The organism is Bacillota bacterium, from assembly GCA_012837285.1.
GTDB lineage: Bacteria > Bacillota > DTU030 > DUMP01 > DUMP01 > DUNI01.
Window position 1 is genome coordinate 1 of record DURJ01000150.1, and the last position, 22,842, is coordinate 22,842.

The window sequence follows — 22,842 nt, forward strand, 5'->3', positions numbered from 1 at the left end:
CAACAGCAGACTTGCCCTTCTGCTGCCGGTTCCCAGGTGCCTCGATCCCATGGTCAATGGCGTTACGCAAAAGATGCACCAGTGGATCGCCGATCTCGTCAATGACACTTCGATCTAGCTCAGTCTCCTCACCCTCGATGGTAAATTCAACTTCTCGCCCCAGTTCACGCGCTAAGTCCCGCACCATGCGAGGGAAACGGTTAAATACTTGTGCCAGTGGAACCATGCGTGCTTTCATCACGGCATCTTGCAGCCCGCCAGCAACTCGCGACAACAATTTCAGCGTCTCTTCTATTTCCGACGAACTGTGTTTCAGCAAAAGTTGTTCTAGCCGTGTCTTGGTAATGACTAGCTCCCCGACCAAATTCATCAGGCTGTCCAGACGATGAATATCGATCCGAACTGTCTGAGTGGTAAGGTGGCGATGGCTTTTATCAGCTACCGGTGGCCCCGCACTGGCGGAGACTGCATGCTCATCTGTCTTGATTCGGACGACCTCTGCCCGTACGACATCAGTCACTTCGGCAACCAGGTGCCGGACTGCTTCTTGATCCAGCTTCGAAATATATAAGAGCCGAAAACTATCCCCGAACTTCTCCTCTTCCAAATCCTCAACCGGTGGTTCAGCTCGTAAAATCTCCCCCTTCGCCTGGAGGCGCTGAAAAACCAGAAATACCCGAACAGCTTTCATCAGACAGGTGGAGACTAGATGGACAGTAATGAAGTAAGCGCCGTAGCCACGTGAACAGGCCTCGGTTACCACTTGGACCTCATGGTTCCTTAGCATGGTCCCCGCTACTTGATCGCTGAGCGGCTCCTGTTGGTCAAGAGTTATTGGCTCCTGATGTTCGAGACTGAGCGAGCGGTTTAATTCCTGTAACAGGGCGGCGATGGACTCCGGTCCCGGCTCAGCACCGGCCTGGGCATCACCCAAAATACCCTCTAGTAAGTCCACTCCCTGAAACAAGAGGTCTGAAAGCTGTGGAGATAGCTGGGTTGTCCCCTCCCGTACTTTGTCCAGCACATTTTCTAAGTTGTGGGTAAGCATAGTAATAGTACCATAGCCCATGGTCGCTGCCATGCCTTTGATTGTGTGTGCCGCTCGAAAGACCGAGTTAACGGCCTCGTAGTCACCGGGGTTTTGTTCCAACATAAGCAGCCCGTCGTTTAAGATCTGTAAGTGTTCTTGGGCTTCAGCAAAAAACACTTGTTCATATCGCGACCTATCGCTCGTCATAATGTTCTCTCCTTTGTTCATGTGCCGCCTCCGATTTCCCGCTTTCCACCAGAAACCGCTACCGATGCACAAAACAGGTCTGCTGCCGCTGGTTTCCTTCACTGCTGGCTATTTCATTACAACAGACCCTGGCGTCTAAGTTCCCGGTGACGTTGAAAAATAAGAGCAATTATTTTGTCCTGCTCTGCTGGTGCAATTTCAGCAAATTCAACTGCTACGCGTACCTTGCGCGCGGCTTCATTGATATGTTCCAGTCGTCGTACCTGGGCCCGGCAGCTGATTTTTTCCGGCAGATAAATCTCCAGCTCCAACCATGTTCCCAGTGGTAATTCACGGGGATAAACAACCAGTGCCCCGCCACCGCTAATATCCACTGTATGGGTCTTAATTTCAGTTCCTATCGGTCTTGACAATGGACCGCCTGTAAGCTCTCGGATTACGATTGGTAAGCTTATCTCCAGTCGGACAAAACTACGTTTTTGGTCCTTGATAAAAACCCGAGGCCGCTCTACTATCAATATCGGATGCGGTAGAAAGTGCCGCTCTAGTACTCTGGTTATGAACACCAGCGGCCAAGCGTAGACACGGATCTGTTCTTCCTTGTTAAACAGAACCAAGCCTCCCCGATACATGGGAGTAGCCAAGCTGATGGTATCTTCTTCCATTGCAGTTATGTAGGAAGAGTAGAATTGATTGTCAGCGGAATCTGTTTTTTGGATAGATACTTTTTGATTGAGCTGTAATTTTGATCCCATGAGAAGGCACACCCCCTAGTGAAAGAAAGAGCGCAAGCGACCCAAAAAACCGCTCAATCCACTGCCGCTAACTGATGGGCAAATATCACCGCTTAAGGTTGCAGCTATCATTCGCAGCCGCTCTGCCGCCGGTGCTGAAGGAAACGTAAATAATAAAGGTTGCTGGCGAGATACAGCTGCTTTAACTAGACGATCTTCTGGTATGTAACCTAAAGAATTCACGGGCACCGCCAGAAAATCCTGCACCACCCGACAAAAATTGGCTGTAACTTGGGCCGCTTCTTTGCTGCTACCGGCCCGGTTAACTACCAGGTGCAAAGTCAGGCCGCAACTCCTTCGGTTGAGAACCTTAATCAAGGCATAGGTATCGGTTAAGGAAGTCGGCTCCGGGGTGGTAACTACTACCACCTCCTGGGCTGCCAAAGCTAGGCTCGTTACTTTCGACGACAGCCCGGCTCCGGTATCAATAAGAAAGAAATCGCTATCTATTTGAGCTGCATCATGAAACAAGTACAACAGTTCACTTTCCGGTAACGTTGCCAGCTCTTCCAGGCCGCTGCCCCCGGCCACTACCTTGATGCCGTAGGCAGGGTAGACAATATCCGCCAGGCTACATTGGCGTTGTACCACCTGCCCCAGTGTATACGGCGGCGTAATGCCCAAAAGCACATCCACATTGGCCAGGCCCAAATCAGCATCCAACAGGGTAACCGTGTGTCCTCTCTCATGCAATGCCAGGGCCAAATTTACCGCGATGTTTGTCTTACCCACCCCGCCTTTGCCGCTGGTAATAGCAATTGTGCGTCTTGTGCGACGTCGCTCCCACTGGTGGGCCAATTGGCGCAGACGCTGGGCCTGGTCAAGCATGATGGTCACCTCCCAGGACCAAGTCCGCCAACAGTTGTGGGTTGGCTATTTTGAGATCATCGGGAACGTTCTGCCCGTTAGTAACAAATCCCACCGGCACCCTCATGCGGTTAACCAAATTTAGCAAAGTGCCTGTGCTCTCAGTTTCATCTACCTTGGTAAATACCAGCTCTGAGGGGCTAAATATTCGAAACCGGTCGAAGATTAGTTCTAAGTCTTCAGTTTTAGTAGTGGCGCTTACCACCAAAACAGTCTGTACCCCTGGAATCCCAGCTAGTAAGTTCCTTAGTTCAGCCAAGTATAATCCTTGCTGCGGACTACGACCGGCTGTATCAACCAAGATTACTTCTGCTTCCTGGTGCCGATCCAAAGCAGCCTGAAGGTCTTCAGCCGTATAGACCACTTCTAACGGAACATGCAAAATGTCGGCATAACGGCGCAGTTGTTCAACGGCCGCTATCCGGTACGTGTCAGTTGTCATTAGGGCAACTTCTTTTCCCTGCTGTAACCTATAAACAGCAGCCAGCTTGGCAATGGTGGTGGTTTTGCCCACTCCGGTTGGACCCACAAACGCAACTACCCGTCTCGTCAATCCCACCTGATTTTGAGGGACAAAAAAGTTAACAATTACTCTGTTAATGCTGCGGGCAAGTGCCTCGCTGTTGCTCAACTCTTCTGCCGACAGAGCAGCCATGGCCTGCTCCACTACTTGTCGGGCCAGCTCGGGCTGAACACCGCGACCAACCAACAGCTCGGTCTGGCTACGTGCCAAAGCATAAGGGGTACGCAAGCGCTCAGGCATCATGTTCTCAGCAACGGTAGTCGATGTTACTACTGGTTCAGCATAACTCCTGGAGGGTAGAGTAGATTGTTCCGGGACCGTGATCTTCCGCACAGGAGTAGTTGGCAGCGCCGGTTGAGCCACAGCAGCCGTGACTTCAATCCGCCGCCGTTTTAACCAACCCCAAAATCCAGGTGCCCGCACCCGACGTACTTCCAGAATAATAGCATCCCGGCCCAGTTCCCTCTTCACCCGATCTACTGCTTCCTCAAGACAGGGAGCCACGTAACGCCGGATCTTCATGTCAAACTCACCCTTCCCAATACATCCACTGTTAGATCCGGATCCAACTCATTATAGGAGACAACGGCCAGCTGGGGAAAGGCACGCTCGATCAATCGCTTGAAATAAAAGCGAACTAGAGGCGAAGCCAACACCACCGGCGTTCCTTGTCCCGGAGGCAGCCGATTAAGCTCACTTTTGAGAGCCGCTAAGATCCCTTCCGCTATCTTTGGTTCCATGGCTAAAAAGGTTCCTTGCTCCGTTTGTTGTAGACTCTTTTCCACGGCTTCTTCCACTGAACGATCCAAGGTCAATGCCGGCACCGGTTTTCCCTCCGGAGACAGTGTACGAGAAATCTGTCGACCTAAGGCCTGGCGTACATATTCCGTCAGGGTATCGGTATCCTTGGTTAGCCGGCCATAATTGCCCACTGTCTCCAAGATAGTTGTTAGGTCACGAATAGACACACCTTCTTGAAGTAAATTACCAAGAATCTTCTTCAGATCCAGCGGTGCAATAGTGCCCGGTACCACTTCGTTAACCAGCGCAGGGCTTTCCTGGCGTACAGTCTCCAACATGATCTCCATCTGTTGGCGGCTTAGAATTTCCGCCGCATGCTTCTTAATTATCTCTGTCAGGTGGGTAGCCATGACTGTGGCCGGATCCACCACCGTAAACCCATCTTGTTCCGCTTTCTCTTTGTCTTCGGCGCTGACCCACCAGGCCGGGAGACCGAAAGCCGGCTCGCGCGTGGGGATCCCGGGCTCTTTGGTGTCGACAGCTTCTCCCAGGGCCAAATAATAGCCAGGAAGCACTTCGCTTCGCGCTACTTCTACCCCTCGAAGCAAGATCACGTAGGTGTTAGGGGCTAAAGTAATATTGTCCCGTATGCGCACCGTGGGTACCAACAGACCCAACTCCAACGCTAATTCTCGGCGCAGCAGTACCACCCGATCGAGTAGGTCGCCGCCTTGTTCGGCATCAGCTAAGCTTATCAAACCGTAGCCCAAATCAATCTCTAGCGGATCTACAGCCAAAAGTGCTGCCACCGCCTCGGGTCGCCGCAACTGTTCCGGCCCTCGATCAGAAGCTGCCACCGGTTGGGCCGGCACGGTCGCAGCACCGCTGAGGCGGTATCCTAAGAAAGCAAAGAGTGCGGCCAGGACTAAGAACGCTATATGGGGTAATCCAGGTATAAGTCCTAAAATAGCCAGAAGCCCGGCAGCTAGATAGAGGGCCCGCGGCTCACTGAGCACCTGAGACGTCAGTTCTTCTCCCAAGCTTCCCGCGGAAGCCGCCCGCGTAACCAAGATGCCGGTAGCAGTAGAAATTAGTAGTGCCGGTATCTGGCTTACCAGGCCGTCGCCCACTGTAAGAATGGTGTACTTTTGCAGCACCTGCAGCGGCTCTAGCTGGCCTTGCATCACTCCAATAATAAAGCCGCCGGCAATGTTGACCAAAGTGATAATTATTCCTGCTATAGCGTCTCCTTTTACAAACTTACTGGCTCCGTCCATAGCACCATAAAAATCGGCTTCCTGTCGCACTTCCCGCCGTCGCCTCCGGGCTTCTTCCTCGTCAATGAGGCCGGCGTTTAAGTCAGCGTCGATACTCATTTGTTTGCCCGGCATCGCATCTAAAGTAAAACGCGCTGCTACCTCCGCCACTCGTTCGGCACCTCGGGTGATCACTACAAATTGGATAACAACAAGAATAGTAAAAACAATAAAGCCTACCACCGGGTTACCGCCCACTACAAATTCACCGAAAGCTTGGACCACCCGGCCTGCGTAACCGTGCAGTAATATGAGCCGGGTAGAAGAGACATTCAGTGCCAGTCGGAACAATGTTGCCATGAGCAGCAGGGACGGAAAAGCTGAAATTTGAAGGGGCTCTTGCACATACATGGTGACCAAAAGGGTGGTGAGGGCAAAGGTGATGTTAAACGTAAGCAAGAGATCCAGTATAAACGTAGGCAGCGGCACCACCATCATAATTACCACTGCTATGACTGCCACTGCTACTCCCAGATCGCTGTAACTTACTCCCCGAGCTGAAGCCGTGCCCCCTATCTGAAGCATTCCGGTGGCTCCTTTCGCTTAGATTAATCCTCGCTGACGATAAACATAGGCTAGAACTTCGGCTACTGTTTGGTAAAAAGAAGCCGGAATGTCGTCTCCCACTTCCACCGTACGGTACAATGACTGGGCCAAAGGCTTGTTTTCCACCATCAAGACGGCATGCTTTCTGGCCAAGTCCTTGATTCGGTCTGCAATCAGACCTGCTCCTTTGGCCACCACCCGTGGAGCAGCCATAGTGGCAGCATCATACTTGAGCGCAACCGCATAGTGGGTCGGGTTAGTGATGACCACATCTGCCCGCGGCACTTGGTGCATCATACGGGCACGGGCCAACTGCCTCTGTCGTTCCCGGATATGCCCGCGCTGTTCCGGACTGCCCTCTGTTTGCCTAAACTCCTCTTTGATTTCCTGTATCGACATTCGCAGGCTCTGCTCGTACTCCCAACGTTGATAAGCATAATCCCCAGCGGACAACAGCAAGATCGCTAATCCGCACTGCCATAATAACCGCCAAACCAAAGTACCCAAAGTATTCACATAGCCAGATAGCCCGACCAGAGGCAGTCGAGGAATCAAGTAGAACTCGCGTCTTAGGTTGAGGTAAGCCACCGCACCGACCAGGCACAGTTTTATCAGGCTCCTAATCAAGCCGGCAACCGAGCGCCGGGAAAACATCCGCTGCAAACCACTGATAGGATTGAGTCTGTCCAACCGGAACGCCAGCGGCTCCAGACTAAAAACAAAGCCCACCTGAGCTAAGTTCGCTGCCACTCCGGCCGCCGTGGCAATAAGAAACAACGGTGCCGTTAAACGCAAAAGGTTAGTCACAACAAGGAACCCTAGCCGATTGACAGTAGCCGGATCGAAATCAAGAGGATACAACTTGTACACTGAACGGGTCAGTTTTATCATTTCCTCTCGCCACCAAGGGATCAGCAAGAAGGCAGAAGTCCCCGCTGCCAGTAGATTTATAGCAGCCGAGAATTCAACGCTGTGAAAGACTTGGCCTTTTCGACGGGCTTCACGTCTACGATGAGGAGTTGCCGGCTCCGTCTTTTCTTCACCGGCAAAGAGCTGCAGGTTGATGAACCAATCCTCATCACGGTGGCATGAGCGAAAGAATAAAGTCAAGGGTCCGTTGCACCTCCGTGAGCACTATCTGTAAGAAAACACCGTAAACAGGCACCGACAAAGCAAGAGTGAACAGCCCCAACAAAGACTTCATGGGTAGACCCACTACAAAAACATTCAGTTGCGGCATGGTCCGCGCTAGAACAGCCAAGGCTAAGTCAGCCAGGAACAAAGCCCCCAAGACCGGAGTAGCAATCTCAATGCCAGCTATAAACATCACTGCCGTAGCTCTTAGAATTTCCCACAACAAGTCCGGGCTACCCCAAGTTCCTCCCGGAGGCACCAACTGCCAGCTGCTCCAAAGAGCATGAAGCAAGAAATGGTGTCCATCATAAGCTAAGAAAACTAACATCGCTATTAGATAGAGATAGTTCCCGATTAGCGGTATTTGATTACCGCTTTGAGGATCCAAAACATTAATCATTCCAAATCCCATTTGCATATCAATGATTTGGCCCGCCACCTGGAAGGCGGCAAAGACAATGCTGCTGGCATAACCTAAGGTCAAACCCAGTACTACTTCCTTAAGGAGCATCAGAACCAGACTCCAGCCAGTGTCAGCCAGTAACAGGTCTCCCGCCGAAAACAGAGGCAGAAAAAGCAGAGCCAGCAATATACTTAAAAAACCCCGTACACTGGGTTGAATGTTCCTACTGGCAAAGAAAGGAGCTGTAGCCAGAAAGCCGCTTAAGCGGGCCACCAAACACAGAAACAACTGATACGCCTTAGTCCAGTAAACAAAGTCTAGCATATGTACACCTTAGCGTAATACCGCCGGAATTGCAGTTACTAGGCGGACAGTAAACTCACGCATTATTTGCAGCATCCAGGGGCCGAACAGCACCAAACCCAAAAGAACGGCCACTATTTTCGGCACAAAGGACAGCGTCTGTTCTTGAATTTGGGTTGTAGCCTGAAAAACACTGATGATGAGACCCACAAACAGGCTGAGTAGCAACAGAGGGCCGGCTACCAGTAGTACCGTATACAGGGCATCGCGCCCAAGACTGAGGACAAACTCTTCACTCATGATACTTCACTCCGTTCCTCTCTAAAAGCTTTCCAGCAGAGCTCGAACTACAAGGTGCCAGCCATCTACCATCACAAATAACAGCAACTTAAATGGAAGCGAAATCATAACCGGCGGGAGCATCAACATACCCATGGACATCAAGGTACTGGCCACCACCATGTCGATAATAAGGAACGGTATGTAAATAAGAAAACCGATCTCAAAGGCCGTCTTCAGCTCACTGATCACAAAAGCAGGGATAAGGACATGGGTGGGCACATCGTCGCGCACATCCGGGCGGGGCAAATCGGCCAGTCCGATGAACAAAGCCAGATCCTTCTCCCTCGTCTCCTGAAACATGAAAGTCCGTATGGGCTGGGTGCCGATCTGCAGTGCTTCCTGAGATGAAAGCTGTCCGCTTAAGTAAGGCTGCAAAGCTTGCTCATTAACTTGACTCCAGTACGGGGCCATAATAAAAAAGGTTAGAAACAACGCTAAGCCAAGAATCACCTGGTTAGGTGGAACCTGTTGCGTGGACAGTCCGCTGCGGACAAAAGACAGAACTACTACCACTCGGGTAAAGGATGTAGTTAATACCAATATTGCCGGCACCAACGAAAGCACAGTAAGCATAAACAAAAGTTGTAGACCAAGTGCCACTTCTTGCGGCTCTGTAGCCGGTGTAAGTCCTAACTCGATTCGCGGGAAAGCTGCCGGTTGAGCCGCAACTGAGCAGCCGACTCCTAAGATAATCAAAATAATAATTGCACCTATCCCCAAGTACCGCCTTGTCATCTTCATTCGCCTTCTCCCTCGCGCTCCCTGTGATCATTGCGGCGCAAGCGCATTATTTGGCGCTGGATGAGCTCAGTTGTTTGTTGCCAGTTGCTCTGTCTTGTACCTTGCGCCTGGGTTAATACCCCGGCAAAGCTGAGATTCTCGGCCGAGGCAACTAAATCTGTTTCTTCAAGCTCCGTTAACAGATCAATGCGCTCACCACCAATACCCAGCAGGTAGTGTCTTTTGCCCACCTGAATAATAATCAAACCCTTTCCCGAGCCCAGCGGCAAGCTATCCAGTACCGATAAATAGCGAGCACTTCCCGCCGGCAGTCCCAAGCGACCGGAGAGAATTCTTCCCAGTAAAAACAAAAGAAACAGAACACCGGCCAAGCCCAGGATCATTTTTAGCAGTAAGCGTCCGGGGCTAAATGCCGACCCATAAGTATGGGCCCTGGTAGTATCGCTCTGATCTGCCGGTAACTCTTGTTGCTGGGCAGTGGCCGCTTTGGCGTCCCTCTGAACTTCTGAGCACACTAAGACCAATAGTATTAGGATAACTAGTACTCTAACTGCTTTATCTCGAGAGTAGCGCATGGTCAAGACCCCTTAATTTAAATTTTTGCGCACTGCCTCGATAACTCGCTCCGGTTGAAACGGCTTAACGATAAAATCCCGTGCTCCGGCCTGAATAGCCTCAATTACCATAGCCTGCTGACCCATGGCACTGCACATAACAATTCGGGCTTCCGGATCAATCTTCCTTATTTTCTTAACCGCGGTAATTCCGTCCATCTCAGGCATAGTGATGTCCATAGTCACCAAATCCGGTTGCGTTTCTTTGTAGCGTTCTATGGCCAAAACCCCATTCGGGGCCTCGCCGGCGATCTCATAGCCATTCTTGACTAAAATATCTTTGAGCATCATCCGCATAAAAGCTGCATCATCTACAATGAGAATTCTATTACTCACTTTTTACCCTCCCGCTCTTATTGCAACTGTTTTACCCGTTCCACCGGGGTAAGAATGTCGGTTATCCGAACGCCAAAGTTCTCGTCGATAACAACTACTTCACCCCGAGCTACCAGCTTGCTGTTCACCACCACATCAACAGGCTCACCAGCCAGCTTATCCAGTTCAATCACGGACCCAACGCCGAGCTCAAGCACATCCTTGATCAGTCTTTTGGTACGTCCAAGTTCTACTGTCACCTCCAGTGGGATATCCAACAAGAGATCTAGATTAGTGCCTACCGAAGAAGGCTGCTCAGCAGTGAGTGGAGCAAAGGCTACCGGTTGAACCACCACTTTTTCCTGGGGTAAAGGCGTAGCCTTGGCTGTAGGGGCTGAAGGTTGCGCCGACACGGCCGCCTGCTCTGGCCGATCAGGTTGCCCAGCGGGTGCTGAAACCGTTTGGCCGCTGACCAGCTCGCGTACATCCGGGCTGCCACTTACGCTGTCAGCCAGCGACCCCATAAGCGTAGCCACCATTTCCTTGGCAAAATCCAGAGGCAGGATTTGCATAATCTCTGTATCAGCTAAGCTACCTATGGTCATAGCAAATGATATCTGAACCAAGGGTTGCTTCCCATTCACTGCCGCCAGCTCAGTTTCGGCCAGATTAATGTAGTGAATGTTGGGTGGTGAAATTCTAATTCTCTGATCAAATACCGTAGAGATAGCGGTGGCTGAAGAACCCATCATCTGGTTCATGGCTTCACCCACAGCCGACAAACGCATCTCGTCCAGTTCTTGGATGTTTGGCGGCAATTCACTGCCACCCATCATCAATTCCGAAATCAAAATAGCGTCCTTCTCTTGTACCACCAAAAGATTGGTCCCTTGGAGGCCTTGAACATAACTTACTTCCAGCAATACATACGGGTACGGGTAATCCTGCCTAAGTTTTTTCTCGGTAGTAATGAAAACTCTGGGAGTGGTTATCTTGACTTCTTGTCCTAGCAGCATGGACAAGGTCGTGGCTGCCGTACCCATGGCGATATTGCCAATCTCACCCAGGGCATCGGTTTCTACATGGTCAAGATACGGGTTCTCGTCTTCATTTTGAATTCCAGCCTTTAAGATAGCATCCACTTCTTCCTGACTCAGAAGCTTATCAGCCACCATTCTCATCTCCTTTGTACGGGGTACTGATTTTCAGACCTAAACGGCCGTCAATCCGTCCCGGGCAAGCCCAAAACTTGGGCTGTGACCCCACGAGAAGGAGTATATCTCCACCGACACGGGTGTTTAGTTCCACAACATCTCCTACTTGCAGATTAAGCAAGTCGCGAACCGTTATTTTTGCTTGCCCCAGCTGCGCTGCAATCGGAATGCTGGTACGGGCCAAACGGCGGCGCAAAACCTCTTGGTTAGCCGGTGCCACTCGGGGATCCAGGGCCGAAAACCAATGGTGAGCACTGAGCTTAGGGGCCACCGGTTTTAACAACAAATATGGATAGCAAAAGTTGCACAATCCCTCGGCAGCATCCACTTTCACCCTCAGTGAGACCAAAGCTACCATTTCCGAGGGGGAAATAATTTGAACAAACTGCGGATTAGTCTCCATCCGCTCCAGTTCCAATCGTAACGGCGAAACATGAGCCCAAGCTTCATCTAACACCTGTAACACCCGATGAATAAGCCGCTCTACCACTGCTAATTCAATGTCCGTCAGCGGTCTTACGTCCATTAGACCCTCGGCCTGTCCACCCAATAGGCGCTCCAGCAGGGCAAAAGCCAACCCGGGATTGAGCTCAAGTACAATCTGTCCCTCCAGTTCGTTAGGATTGGCCAAAGCCATTACGGTTGGGTTAGGCACCGAGCGAGTAAATTCATCAAAGGTCATCTCTTCTACCGACACCAATTCCACTTGGGTTGGGGTACGTAATTGAGTGGCTAAAAATGTGCTGAGCAGGCGGCTGAAGTTGTCATGAAGCATGTATAGGGTTCGGATTTGTTCCTTAGAAAAACGATTTGGACGCCGGAAATCATAGATCCGGATCCTTCTCTGCTCCTCTTCTTCTTTGATACCATTCACATCAACACTACCACTGGATAACGCCGCCAACAGGGTATCTATTTCATTTTGGGAAAGCACCTCTGCCACGGTATCACCTTCCCTATTGAACAATAAATTCGGTAAAGTATACAGCTGTCACTTGTCCGTTTTCCAGCACTATATTGATATGTTTCTGAATCTGTTGTTTAAGCTCAATTACGGCTGTGTTTCCGGCCTTGAGATCTGCAGCTTTCTTCTCTCTAAGCAATGTTATGGTAATGTCGCGAATCTGAGCTTGGCGCTTGTCCAGTTCTGTCACAACCTTAGGTGAGCTTAGTTCAAGTGTTATAGTTGCTTTAAGATAATGCCGGCTCTCCTGGTCAGCCAAATTTACATTAAAACTTTCCAAAGGATAAGTGGGACCGGTGCCTTGCGGTTTAGCCGCTGCCGGAGCCGGCTCCCTCTGATTTCTTACCAAAAAGGTGACAATCCCTAACGTAGTCACGGCAAACAAAACCAACAGAAGGAGGCTGATCAAAATGATTTTCGGCGGAGTCAAGGCTACTTGGTTGGTCTTATTCACCAGGAGCACCTCCTTCCCAGCCCTTCTTGGTGGGCAGCTCTTCCTGGCCGATACTGGAGCGCAAAATTACAATGTCTACTCGTCGATTTTGGGCCCGGTTTGGGGCTGTGTCATTAGGTGCTACTGGGTACCATTCCCCGTAACCTGCAGCCGAGAACTGGGTTGGGGGCAAACCGTATTGCTCCAGGAAATACTTTACTACCGTAGTAGCACGAGTGGTGGATAATTCCCAGTTGGACGGAAAGCGATAGGTATTAATCGGTAAATCATCGGTATGCCCTTCCACCCTGATCCGGTTAGGTACAGTAACCAGAATCTGAGCCACGTTGTCTAGAATCACCTGAGCTTCTGGTTTTAGATTCGCTTGGCCTAAGTCAAACAATGTCGTGTCTAAGAACCGAATCATCAATCCGCGCTCGTCTAACCACACCTGGACTTTGTTTTCCAGCTCGCTGCTGTCCACGTACTGTTGGATTTCCCCCATAATCTCTTCCAACCGTCGTTGCTCAGCTTGCCATTGCAAGGTTATATCGTCCCCAGCTCCACCGGGCAAAGCCTCCGGGGTAAGGGAGCTGCCGCCTTGTAGCACACCGAAAGCCCCCTGTACCGAAATAATCACTTCCTGAAACCGAGCTACATCCACTTGGGAAAAAGCGAATAGTAAGACGAACAGGCATAACATATTGGTAACTAAATCGGCGTAAGTAGTCATCCAGCCGGCAGCAGTTGGCAGTGACAACTCACGATTGTTTCTGCGGCGTCGGTTCATGGCAGCACCTCCCGTTGCCCCATATCCAACGCTTGGCGCTTGGCGGCCAAGGAATCGCGCGCTTTGGGAGGTAGAAAAGCTTTCAGTTTCTCCTCAACCAAGCGAGGATTCTCCCCGGCTTGCAGCGATAACACGCCCTCAATTACAAGTTCTTTCAAGAGTATCTCTTCTCCGGAACGAACACTAAGCTTCCCAGCGACGGGAATGCAAACAAGGTTGGCAATGATAGAACCATAGAAAGTGGTGATTAAAGCTAAAGCCATGGCCGGGCCAATGGAACGAGGATCGTCAAGGCTTCTCAGCATGGCAATGAGCCCGATAATGGTACCCAACATTCCAAAGGCCGGTGCTAACGTAGCCATGGTGATAAAGAGTCCCTGGCTGGACTTATGGCGCTCTTCCACAAAAGCCAGTTCTGTCTCTAAGATATTGCGAACCAGCTGCGGATCACTTCCATCTACCACCAGCTGCAGACCCTTCTTGATAAATTCATCATCCAAGGCTTCCGCCTCTTCTTCCAAAGCCAGAATCCCTTCCCGGCGAGCCTTTTCGGTGAAATATACCAGATTAGCAATAACATCTTCCGGCGGCGGTAGTTTGCGACGAAAGACATGCTGTACTACCTTGAAGATGCTAAGTATCTGATCCAAAGGGTAGTTAATAAAAGTTGCGGCAATAGTGCCGCCCAACGTGATCATCAGCGAAGGCACATCCCAGAAAGTTCTCAGGCCACCGGAACGCCCCAGCGCAGTTCCAAGCAGTACTAGGCCGGATATTATGCCAATTATTGTGGCAATGTCCATGCTCACACCTCCATTCGGGAAAGCAGGACCTGAAGCCCTGCCTTCCCGGCCTGGACCAACCGAACAACTACCGTTTCATATTCACTAATTCCTGCAGCATTTCATCCGAGGCTGTTATAACGCGGGAGTTGGCCTGAAAACCGCGCTGAGTAACAATCATATCGGTAAATTCCTCCGATAAATCCACATTGGACATTTCCAGCGAACTGGGCGCCACCGCCCCGGCCAGGCCCATACCTGGCGGGTTTATCTGCGGATCGCCGCTGTTGTTGGACAGAGTGAATAACGAGTTCCCCCGACCAATAAGCCCACTGGGGTTTGTAAACGCAGCAATGGCGACCTGCAAAAGCGGACGGCTGGTGCCGTTTGAGTAGCTACCGGAGATAACGCCTTTGTCGTCCACTACAATTTCCTCCAAGTCACCGTAGGTGTAGCCGTCCTGCTGCACCTTCAGTACCGACTCGCCCCGAGGATCGGCGTACTGAGTGATAGCGGAGAAGTCAAAGGCTTGTTTTGTCGTTCCGCCATCTGGTGCAACAAACTGCAATTCTACAGTAGCATCTGTTGATGGTGTACTATTTAATGATACCTGACTTAGCCTTCCGCCTTCTGTAAATTCAATGGTACCGTCGATGGACGGGTAGGGGTGGTCTTCGTTGCCATCCTGTGGAATGGTCCAGCTCCATACATTGGCAGTACCAGATGGCGTAAACTCTATCTGCACATCATAACCGTTCCCTTTTTGATCGTACACGGTGAAGCTACGACTGAATTCCTCGCTTTCTGTGCCGTCGTGCAAGTTGCCAGACAACACTACGTTTTCCGTGGCCTTCGGCGGTGCCAGCTGGTGAATCAGGGCCAGATCCATGGGCGGTGCCGACGGATCCTTGTGATTGTCGGTGCGGCTCCTAATCCGCTCTCCCTGCTCGTCTAAATACCACCCTTGCACTTTGAGCCCGTCAGGGTTGGTAAAGTTCCCTGCCCGGTCAAAGCGGAAGGCTCCCGCCCGGCTATAGTAAATGGAACCAGTGCCTGAATTCAAGATAAAGAACCCCTCGCCATCGATAGCCAAGTCGGTCATATTGCCGGTGCTTTGGGCGTTGCCTTTACTGTGAATGGTATCGATGGAGCCCAGTACCATCCCCATGCCCACCTGCATAGGGTTAGTGCCGCCGAGGCCGCCTTGAGGTCGGCTAGCCCCCCTTAGCACTTGGCTGAAAGCATCTTTAAAGGTAACTCGGCTTTTCTTAAAACCGATGGTATTAACATTAGCAATGTTGTTGCCAATCACATCCATACGGGTCTGGTGATTACGCAAGCCTGATACGGCCGCGTACATGGAACGCATCATGACACTTTCCTCCTTTCTTGCCGTGCGCTGCTTCAGTCAATCGGCAGCGCAGAGCCCCCGGAAAGGTCCGGCTCTAGGCAATTACGGCACTGTCAATATTGGTAAACACTCGTTCTCTCATACTAGGTCCGTCTACCGCTGTTATTATTGTCCGGTTAGGAATGTTCACCACCAAGGCCAAATCCCCTACCAATACCAGCGAATCACGACCACCCTTTGCCGCCACTTTGTCCACCGCCTGAAGAACTCGGCCCCAGGTTTCCACCGTCAGTGGAATCTGCCGTCGGGACAAGCGCTCCTGGGCATGGCGTGATACCTGCAACCCCTGTGCTTCGGCTAGATAGGCCGCAAAATCCCTCTCTTCTTGCGGAGCAATCTTGGTGTCCGCCTGAGCTGCAGCCGTGGGACGCACTGCCGGCTTAAGGATTGGAGGCGGGAGGAACACTCTATTGTCGGTCATAAGTCTCATCCTCACGGTCGGTTTTCGCCGGGGCCAATCTTAGCTCTTTTACATAGCCCAGGTCATACGCCTGATCTCCCACGACAATTTGTGGTCGGCCCTGGTGCCAGCGAACAGAACTCACGGTACCGCTTATCTCACCATCATCTGTGGCCAGCGTTACCTGGTGGCCGATCATCTGGACCGCAGCTTGGTCTGCACTCTGCCATAGCAAAGCCTGCTGTAGATCAGTCAGTGCAGCCAGCTCCCGGGACAGGTTATTGACCCCTTCTAAGGTGCTAAATTGAGCCAGCTGAGCGATGAACTCCCTTTCTTTGATTGGCTCCAGCGGATCTTGAAGCCTAAGCTGAGTAACTAGCAGCTGTAAGAAGTCGTCCTTGCCCAGCGTTTGAGCGGCAAAGACCGTGCTGCCGGTTTCATTGCCCACCGCGCTTACCTGCATGGACCTCTCACCCCCTAAATTAGTAAATCCAGAGTACCCTGGGCCCAAACGGGCCGGTCATCCTGGTGATCTGAGAAGATACCGACAGGTTGTGCTCCGAAGAGAGTCCGGGATGGGTGGGAAGGAAATCTGTCCTGTCCCTGGTGAAACTGATTACTGTCGGTGCCACCCTGACCTATGAATACGGTCAGTTCCTCTACCTTGATCCCCTGCTGAACCAAGCTTTCCTTAAGCTCGGTCATGTTCGACTCCAGAGCGCCACGAGCCGCATTATTCTCCACCTGAAAACGGGCACTCACAACACCAGTACGGTGCAGTAAGGTGAGGCGCACCTGTCCTAAGTTAGGCGGATCAAGTTTGAGGGTTACTTCCTGCCGGCCGCTGCCTTGTTGCCGGCTTGCCTGCTCCAGGGCTTGCCGAAACAAGCGACTGGCTTCGGTTAGAGACAGTCTGTTTTCTTCCCGGTCAAGGTCGATACCTTCAGGAATAGTGAATCGCGGCGCTGCCAACGCCGTGGCTGCTTGTTCTTTGGCCTGACTACGAACTGGAGCCGTCCTGCTTGCCGGCATTGCCTTCGGAGCGGTCTCTGTTTTGAGCAATTCTTGAACCGCTATGGGCTCATCAGCTCCCAAAGCTCCAGGTACCGGTGGCGGTCTCACCGGCTCCAGGTTCTCCCGCTCGGTTGCAGCGGGTCCAGTTCCCTGGGCAGACAACCCGTCCAGTGTCAAAACAGCAGCTGAAGAGCGAGCGACGGTCTCAGCAGTGACGCCGTTCTCTTCCTCGGCCACCCCCGGAAACCCAGCGGCTTGTTTCGACCTTCCTCGGGCAGCATCCAGTTCGGCAGAAAGCAGCTCCGAAGGTAGGCGTTCCTTTCCGGCCGCAAAGACCAGGGTCTCCTCTAGCTTAACTGGCTCTTTCGGTCCAGCAGCCCCTTCCGCTGGTTCGCCGTCGGTGTCTACAGCCGGCACGGCTGGGTGACCAACACTGGTAAGCTCCATCCCTCCGGCCGCAGAGACCATCTTCTCTTCTGCCATCGATACCTCCTGGGCTGCCGAAGAAATAGGCGGCCACTCAGTTCCGGCAAGCATCCCGGCCAACAGAGCAGCAAAACCAGCTGGCCCTAAATCTTCCCTCGGGATGGTCTTTTGCCTCTCAAACCTCGCTGCAAGTTGAGCTTCCCTTCCGGCAGCAATGTGTACAGTCTCAGTCATGTTCTCACCTCCTTTCCTGGTTCAGCTTTCTGGTTCTATTCTTGCCCAAGCTCGAGTGAGCTCGGAAGCTTTTTCGCTATCCATCAAAGCCAAAATAGCTGCCGCTTGGTCTTTTTTCAACTTGCGCAGAAGTGGCAGTATTTCCTCCGTGGGCAGTTTTCCCAGGATACCCGCTGCTGCTTGTGGATCCATACGGCCATAGACTGAAGCCACGGCGGCAAAAGCCTCTTCTTGCCGGGTAAGCTCTGCCAGTTCAGCCTGAAGGCGTTCTACCTGTTCCTGCAAAGCAGCAATCTCGCTTTCTTTATCCTGCAGCCGACTGGACAGCTGGGCCAGATCCGCCTGCAAACCAGCATTTTCCCGGGCCAGTTGTTCCTGTTGTTGAATCTGTTCGGATTCCACTGCCGGAGATTGGAACCAGGGTAGAGTCCGAGGTAAAGACGATAGACTAACAACACCTAAGAAATTCAACAACAAGAACACCAACACCGCTAGAAAGAGAACAGCCAGCAGTACCCCTAACCATACGAGCCAGCACCCTTTCCTGGGTGGGCTGGACTGAATTGTTGTTACTTTGGCCACCTCAGACCCTCCTTTGGCGTTTGAGGTGGAACAGGGAGGCCACTTCATCTAGCTGAGCTCGATCGGTGCGTTGAGTTTCTAGAATATATTGGGCCCGTCTCTTCTCTTCCAGTTGACTCAATACCTGTCGGTCGGCCCGGCGTTGCAAAAACTCCTGTTGTTGAGTGGCGAATTTGTGCCGGGCTTCTTGAACCCTAGTCGTCTGACGTTCATAGTCACCCTTGGCCAGGCGGGCCAACAGATACTGTCCTGCTATCTCCCGCCCCTCCCTAAGGCCAGTCCCTGTAAGATCGGTCCAGGTCAAATGCCAACAAGTAGCCTTTTGATCAAGAAGCCTTTCTTCTCGCTCCCGCACCGCCACGGCGGCTGCCAGTATTAGCTTGGCTTGTTCTTCCCATATTCCTTTTACTTTAAGCACCCGTGCCAGGCGAAAGCGAAACTCCATGTACTCATTCCTCCTCTTTCTCCTTAAGGGCCTGAGCTAGTAACTGCCGCGTTTCGGCCAGAGTGAAGGCTTCATCCACACCCTGGCGGAGAAAAGCTCGGAGAGGGTCGATCAGGGATCGGGCCCGGTCAATAGCAGGATTGCTACCGGCAACATAGGCCCCAACGTTGATCAGGTCCTCAGCTTCCTGATAAACTGCCAGTACCTCCCGCGCTTCCTGAGCCAGCCGCAGTTGCTGTTCATCCACTACATCAGGCATCACCCGGCTCACACTCTGTAATACATCTATCGCCGGGTAGTGATTCAAGCTGGCTAAACGCCGAGCGAGCACAATATGGCCGTCCAGAACGCTGCGAGCGGCATCGGCAATAGGATCCATGAGGTCATCGCCATCTACAAGTACTGTAAACAGACCTGTTATAGTTCCGCGTTCAGCTGCCCCAGCTCGTTCCAGCAATTGGGGTAACAAGGAAAAGACTGACGGGGTATATCCTTTCGTGGTAGGCGGTTCACCGGCAGCTAATCCGATTTCCCGCTGGGCCATGGCAAAACGGGTGATAGAGTCCATCATAAACAGCACATCAAATCCTTGGTTGCGGAAGTACTCAGCGATACTCATGGCAACAAAGGCTCCTTTGACTCGAATCAGCGGCGGCTGATCAGACGTGGCCACTACCACTACCGAGCGTTCCAACCCGGCACTGCCTAAAGATTTCTCCAAGAACTCCCTTACCTCCCGCCCCCGCTCACCGATGAGAGCCACAACACTTATGTCAGCGGTGGTATTCTTGGCCATTATCCCCAGCATGGTGCTCTTGCCAACACCGCTACCAGCAAAAATACCTAAGCGCTGACCTTTCCCACAGGTTAGAAGTCCGTCCACTGCCTTAACTCCTAACTCCAAGGGCTCCTCAATGCGCTGCCGTAGTAGAGGATGCGGTGCCTGAGCCTTGAGCGGATATGTAGTTCCATTGACCAATGGCGGTCCGTCATCGATAGGACAACCCAACCCGTCCAGTACTCTCCCCCTAAGCTCAGGTCCCACTCGCACCGTCAATTGTGCACCAGTGGCAACCACTTTCGTTCCGGGGCCAATACCGGTTAAATCACCGATGGGCATTAGTAACAAATGACGGTCGCGAAATCCAACTACTTCCGCTAAAGTGGTGCCGCCGGTAACCGTAGACAGCAGGCATACCTCACCCACTTCTGCTGGCGGTCCTTCCGACTCTAAAGTAAACCCCACTAAGCGCGACACCCGTCCCCAAGCCCGAAGCGGATCTATGGTTTGCAGTTGCTCCCAGTAAGGCCTAAGGTTCGGCGTCAAGGACGACATTAAACATCCTCCCCTAGAAGGTGAGTTCGGCAGACCTCTAATTGTGGCTGGAGGCGAGCATCAACAGTGCCTACTGCAGAAGAAAGCATAAACTCCGCTGGGGGTACAGTAGCATTTTCAGCAATCTCAAACGGCCGATCAGACATGGCCGCTCGGAGTGTCTCCTCAGCCTCGTGCCAAAGCTGTTTCTCACCCGGGGCAACTTCCACCACCACCGGTTCGCCCTGAGGCAGTTTATCGGCTGCAGCCTTAAGCAGCTCTGCTAACGCCTCCGGTGACTTGGTCACCTCGCGGCGCAATATTTTTCCTGCCAGTTGGAAGGCCAACTCCAGCGCCTCCGGCTCCGCCTCGGTTAGAAGTCTGGCTTTCTCTTCCCTCGCTTTTGCCAGCAGTTCCCGAGCCTCGTCCACCAGTTCTCTGGCTGTCTCCTGCCCGGCTTCAAAACCAGCCTGGTAGCCTTCCCGGTGGCCTTTGTCGGTTGCTTCCTGTCTTAGCTGAGCAGCTTGCTGACGCGCTTTAGTCATAATATCTTCAGCGCGTTTCTTGCTTTCGCGCTCCAGTATGACAGCTCTATGTTTAGCCGCAGCCAGCAAATTAGTCTCCATTACCTTAACCATATCTTTAAGGCACCGCTCACACCGCCGATCTTTGGTCTCCAACCGAGCTATATTAGAATTCGGCTCTGCCTGAACCATCGGCAGGGCAGTCACTATTAGTGGTTTTTGACTTATAGGCGGTTTTTTCAATATGCTAGACAATAACCTCAGCCTCCCCGCCTCGAGCAACTATGATTTCCCCGCTTTCTTCCAGCTTGCGAATAATATTGACGATTTTCTGCTGGGCCTCTTCCACATCGCGTAGTCTCACCGGTCCCAGGTAGCCAATTTCTTCCTGCAGTGTATCCACGGCTCGTTTGGACATATTCTTGAAGATCTTGCGCTTCACATCTTCGCTGGCCACCTTAAGTGCCAAAGGTAGATCTCGGTTCAAATCCACTTCACGCAGTACCCGCATAACAGCTCGGTCGTCCAAAATAACAATATCTTCGAAGGTGAACAAGCGGCGCTTGATCTCTTCCGCCAGCTCCGGTTCCTGCTGAGACAACGCTTCCAAAATTGTCTTTTCTGTACCCCGGTCCACAGCATTGAGCATATTAACAATAGATTCGATCCCGCCGGCTTGAGCGTATTCTTGGCTACTGGTAGCGGCCAGCTTTCGCTCCAGTACCTTTTCTACCTGGTGAATCACGTCCGGAGACGTACTATCCATCAAAGCTACTCGTTTAGCCACTTCGATCTGCTTCTCCGGTTCCAAGGAGGAAAGAATATGGGCTCCTTGATCCGGCTGTAAATATGCTGTTACCAAAGCAATGGTCTGCGGATGTTCGTTTTGAATAAAGCTTAAGAGCTGATTGGCATCGGTCTTACGAGCAAAGTCAAAGGGCCGTACCTGAAGAGATGCAGTTAACCGATTAATAATATCAAGCGCTCGCTGAGTTCCCAGTGCCCGTTCCAGCATGTCGTGGGCATATTCAATGCCCCCTTGGGCTATATACTCTTTAGCCAGGCACAACTGATGAAACTCCCGCAGGACCGCATCAGCAACATCCGGTTCCACCCGGCGTAAGCCGGCAATTTCTAAAGTTAATTCCTCTATCTGATCTTCTCGTAAATGCTTGAGCACCTGTCCGGAAAGCTCAGGCCCGAGAGAAATCAGAATAATCGCCGCCTTTTCTTTGCCGCTGAGGCCCGAGCGCACATTTATCACCGCTTTCTCATTCGCTAATCCAAGTTGTCAACAGTTGGGCTAGCTCCTCCGGCCGCTGTCGGGCTAACCGCTCCACTTCTTTACGGATACGCTCACGTTCAGCCACTTCTGGATCCTCTTCCGTGGCTGCAGCTTCCCGGGCCACTATTTCAGCCCGGGCTAACTCATCTAAGGAAACCGTCTTACGGCGACGCCGCCAAACAAAGAGAATCAATATCGCCGCCACCACAGCCGGGACCAGATAAACCAACGGGTGCTTCAGAAGCGAAGGTGGCTGGAAAGCCGGTTCAGCAGCAACCGGTGTAAATGGCAACGATACTACGCTAATTTGATCCGATCGATCCTCCGGACGAAGACCGACCGCATGCGCTACCGCTGTTTGAATAGCATCCAGTTCCGGCTGGGAAAAGCCCCCGTCGCGATTAGAGTTCACTAGCACCGCTACCGATAGATGACGTACACTGCCGGGGGCTACCACCAAATGTTCGCGGGTTTGACTGACTTCATAGTTTCTAGTGGTTTCCATTTCCTCGTATCTACCCTCAGCACCGGCATCGGTTGGGTAGCGAGGCGGTAAGTTGGTGGCCGTTCCGGCGGCTCCCTCGGTGGCAGTTTGCCCTTCGAAAGTCTTTTTCAGCTCTTGGATGCTGCGCAGTATCCCCTCGTCATCCACCACCGGTTGAAAGAATTCGCTCGTAACCTCACGCTGATCAAAGTTTAACTCGGCTTTTACTCTGGTTACCACCATCCCGGAACCTAGCACTTGTTCCAGCATAGTCTGAACGTTGCGTTCAATCTCCCTTTCAACCGAACGCTGCAACTGCAACTGAGATACAGACAGTCCTGCCGGCGACACCTGTGGATCGATTAGATCAGACAGAACCTGGCCACTGATGTCCACCACGGTAATGTTCTCTAGAACCAATCCTTCCACACTATGTGATACCAGGTGCATGATAGCTCGCACTTGACTAGCACTTAATTCGCCCACTGTATCCAGAACCACGGAAGCAGTGGGAGGGCTCGCTTCTTTCGCAAATAGGCGTTCCTCGGGCAGCACTAACTCTACTGCCGCCGAACGAACGCCCTGCATCTGGCTGATGGTGCGTGAAAGCTCTCCTCTTAAAGCACGTATGTATTGCATGCGGCGCTCAAAGTCCGTTACGCC

Annotated in this window: 26 protein-coding genes; all 26 read right to left on the minus strand. The window is 52.0% G+C overall.

Annotated features, from left to right (window positions below; all coding sequences use genetic code 11):
- Positions 1 to 1,237 (minus strand): chemotaxis protein CheA (locus GX016_08645; protein ID HHT71617.1); only part of this gene is annotated, 1,237 nt, incomplete at its 3' end.
- Between the two features lie 116 nt (positions 1,238 to 1,353).
- On the minus strand, positions 1,354 to 1,992 hold the full coding sequence (locus GX016_08650) for a hypothetical protein (protein ID HHT71618.1): 639 nt from the start codon (positions 1,990 to 1,992) through the stop codon (positions 1,354 to 1,356).
- 15 nt (positions 1,993 to 2,007) lie between these two features.
- Complete coding sequence (locus GX016_08655; GenBank protein HHT71619.1) at positions 2,008 to 2,859, minus strand: MinD/ParA family protein; 852 nt, start codon at positions 2,857 to 2,859, stop codon at positions 2,008 to 2,010.
- Positions 2,852 to 3,943 (minus strand): flagellar biosynthesis protein FlhF, encoded by a 1,092-nt coding sequence (locus tag GX016_08660; protein HHT71620.1) that lies wholly within the window; start codon positions 3,941 to 3,943, stop codon positions 2,852 to 2,854. Before GX016_08660 ends, GX016_08655 begins: the two co-directional genes overlap by 8 nt.
- Positions 3,940 to 6,003, minus strand: a complete 2,064-nt coding sequence (gene flhA, locus GX016_08665) for a flagellar biosynthesis protein FlhA (GenBank protein ID HHT71621.1) — start codon at positions 6,001 to 6,003, stop codon at positions 3,940 to 3,942. Before flhA ends, GX016_08660 begins: the two co-directional genes overlap by 4 nt.
- An 18-nt stretch (positions 6,004 to 6,021) precedes the next feature.
- Complete coding sequence (flhB, locus tag GX016_08670; protein HHT71622.1) at positions 6,022 to 7,134, minus strand: flagellar biosynthesis protein FlhB; 1,113 nt, start codon at positions 7,132 to 7,134, stop codon at positions 6,022 to 6,024.
- The gene (gene fliR / locus GX016_08675) at positions 7,103 to 7,885 is read right to left on the minus strand and encodes a flagellar type III secretion system protein FliR (protein ID HHT71623.1); all 783 of its coding nucleotides are present in this window, start codon (positions 7,883 to 7,885) and stop codon (positions 7,103 to 7,105) included. The genes flhB and fliR overlap by 32 nt, the downstream gene beginning before the upstream one ends.
- A 9-nt stretch (positions 7,886 to 7,894) precedes the next feature.
- Positions 7,895 to 8,164 (minus strand): flagellar biosynthesis protein FliQ, encoded by a 270-nt coding sequence (gene fliQ / locus GX016_08680; protein HHT71624.1) that lies wholly within the window; start codon positions 8,162 to 8,164, stop codon positions 7,895 to 7,897.
- Positions 8,165 to 8,185: 21 nt separating this feature from the next.
- Entirely contained in the window at positions 8,186 to 8,941 is a 756-nt protein-coding gene (gene fliP / locus GX016_08685; protein HHT71625.1) for a flagellar type III secretion system pore protein FliP, read from the minus strand.
- Between the two features lie 2 nt (positions 8,942 to 8,943).
- Positions 8,944 to 9,522: a flagellar biosynthetic protein FliO gene (locus GX016_08690; protein ID HHT71626.1), complete on the minus strand. Its 579-nt coding sequence runs from the start codon at positions 9,520 to 9,522 to the stop codon at positions 8,944 to 8,946.
- Positions 9,523 to 9,534: 12 nt separating this feature from the next.
- Positions 9,535 to 9,897: a response regulator gene (locus GX016_08695; GenBank protein ID HHT71627.1), complete on the minus strand. Its 363-nt coding sequence runs from the start codon at positions 9,895 to 9,897 to the stop codon at positions 9,535 to 9,537.
- A 17-nt stretch (positions 9,898 to 9,914) separates the two neighbouring features.
- Positions 9,915 to 11,051, minus strand: a complete 1,137-nt coding sequence (gene fliY, locus GX016_08700) for a flagellar motor switch phosphatase FliY (protein ID HHT71628.1) — start codon at positions 11,049 to 11,051, stop codon at positions 9,915 to 9,917.
- On the minus strand, positions 11,041 to 12,033 hold the full coding sequence (gene fliM, locus GX016_08705; protein HHT71629.1) for a flagellar motor switch protein FliM: 993 nt from the start codon (positions 12,031 to 12,033) through the stop codon (positions 11,041 to 11,043). The genes fliY and fliM overlap by 11 nt, the downstream gene beginning before the upstream one ends.
- Positions 12,034 to 12,046: 13 nt before the next feature.
- Complete coding sequence (locus GX016_08710) at positions 12,047 to 12,508, minus strand: flagellar basal body protein FliL (protein HHT71630.1); 462 nt, start codon at positions 12,506 to 12,508, stop codon at positions 12,047 to 12,049.
- Complete coding sequence (locus GX016_08715; GenBank protein HHT71631.1) at positions 12,501 to 13,220, minus strand: OmpA family protein; 720 nt, start codon at positions 13,218 to 13,220, stop codon at positions 12,501 to 12,503. Before GX016_08715 ends, GX016_08710 begins: the two co-directional genes overlap by 8 nt.
- Before the next feature lie 53 nt (positions 13,221 to 13,273).
- Positions 13,274 to 14,080, minus strand: coding sequence for a motility protein A (locus tag GX016_08720; protein HHT71632.1), 807 nt, complete (start codon positions 14,078 to 14,080; stop codon positions 13,274 to 13,276).
- A gap of 67 nt (positions 14,081 to 14,147) precedes the next feature.
- A complete protein-coding gene (locus tag GX016_08725) occupies positions 14,148 to 15,431 on the minus strand; it encodes a flagellar hook protein FlgE (protein ID HHT71633.1) in 1,284 nt (427 codons plus the stop codon).
- A gap of 73 nt (positions 15,432 to 15,504) precedes the next feature.
- The gene (locus GX016_08730; GenBank protein ID HHT71634.1) at positions 15,505 to 15,891 is read right to left on the minus strand and encodes a hypothetical protein; all 387 of its coding nucleotides are present in this window, start codon (positions 15,889 to 15,891) and stop codon (positions 15,505 to 15,507) included.
- Positions 15,878 to 16,333 (minus strand): hypothetical protein, encoded by a 456-nt coding sequence (locus GX016_08735; protein ID HHT71635.1) that lies wholly within the window; start codon positions 16,331 to 16,333, stop codon positions 15,878 to 15,880. Before GX016_08735 ends, GX016_08730 begins: the two co-directional genes overlap by 14 nt.
- Positions 16,334 to 16,347: 14 nt before the next feature.
- On the minus strand, positions 16,348 to 17,544 hold the full coding sequence (locus tag GX016_08740) for a hypothetical protein (protein ID HHT71636.1): 1,197 nt from the start codon (positions 17,542 to 17,544) through the stop codon (positions 16,348 to 16,350).
- Positions 17,545 to 17,565: 21 nt separating this feature from the next.
- Positions 17,566 to 18,126 (minus strand): hypothetical protein, encoded by a 561-nt coding sequence (locus GX016_08745; protein HHT71637.1) that lies wholly within the window; start codon positions 18,124 to 18,126, stop codon positions 17,566 to 17,568.
- 1 nt (position 18,127) lies between these two features.
- The gene (locus tag GX016_08750; protein ID HHT71638.1) at positions 18,128 to 18,571 is read right to left on the minus strand and encodes a hypothetical protein; all 444 of its coding nucleotides are present in this window, start codon (positions 18,569 to 18,571) and stop codon (positions 18,128 to 18,130) included.
- 4 nt (positions 18,572 to 18,575) lie between these two features.
- Positions 18,576 to 19,907: a FliI/YscN family ATPase gene (locus tag GX016_08755; GenBank protein HHT71639.1), complete on the minus strand. Its 1,332-nt coding sequence runs from the start codon at positions 19,905 to 19,907 to the stop codon at positions 18,576 to 18,578.
- On the minus strand, positions 19,907 to 20,665 hold the full coding sequence (locus GX016_08760; protein ID HHT71640.1) for a hypothetical protein: 759 nt from the start codon (positions 20,663 to 20,665) through the stop codon (positions 19,907 to 19,909). Before GX016_08760 ends, GX016_08755 begins: the two co-directional genes overlap by 1 nt.
- The gene (gene fliG / locus GX016_08765; GenBank protein ID HHT71641.1) at positions 20,658 to 21,674 is read right to left on the minus strand and encodes a flagellar motor switch protein FliG; all 1,017 of its coding nucleotides are present in this window, start codon (positions 21,672 to 21,674) and stop codon (positions 20,658 to 20,660) included. The genes GX016_08760 and fliG overlap by 8 nt, the downstream gene beginning before the upstream one ends.
- A gap of 7 nt (positions 21,675 to 21,681) precedes the next feature.
- Positions 21,682 to 22,842: flagellar M-ring protein FliF (gene fliF / locus GX016_08770; protein HHT71642.1), on the minus strand; the 1,161-nt coding region annotated here is incomplete at its 5' end.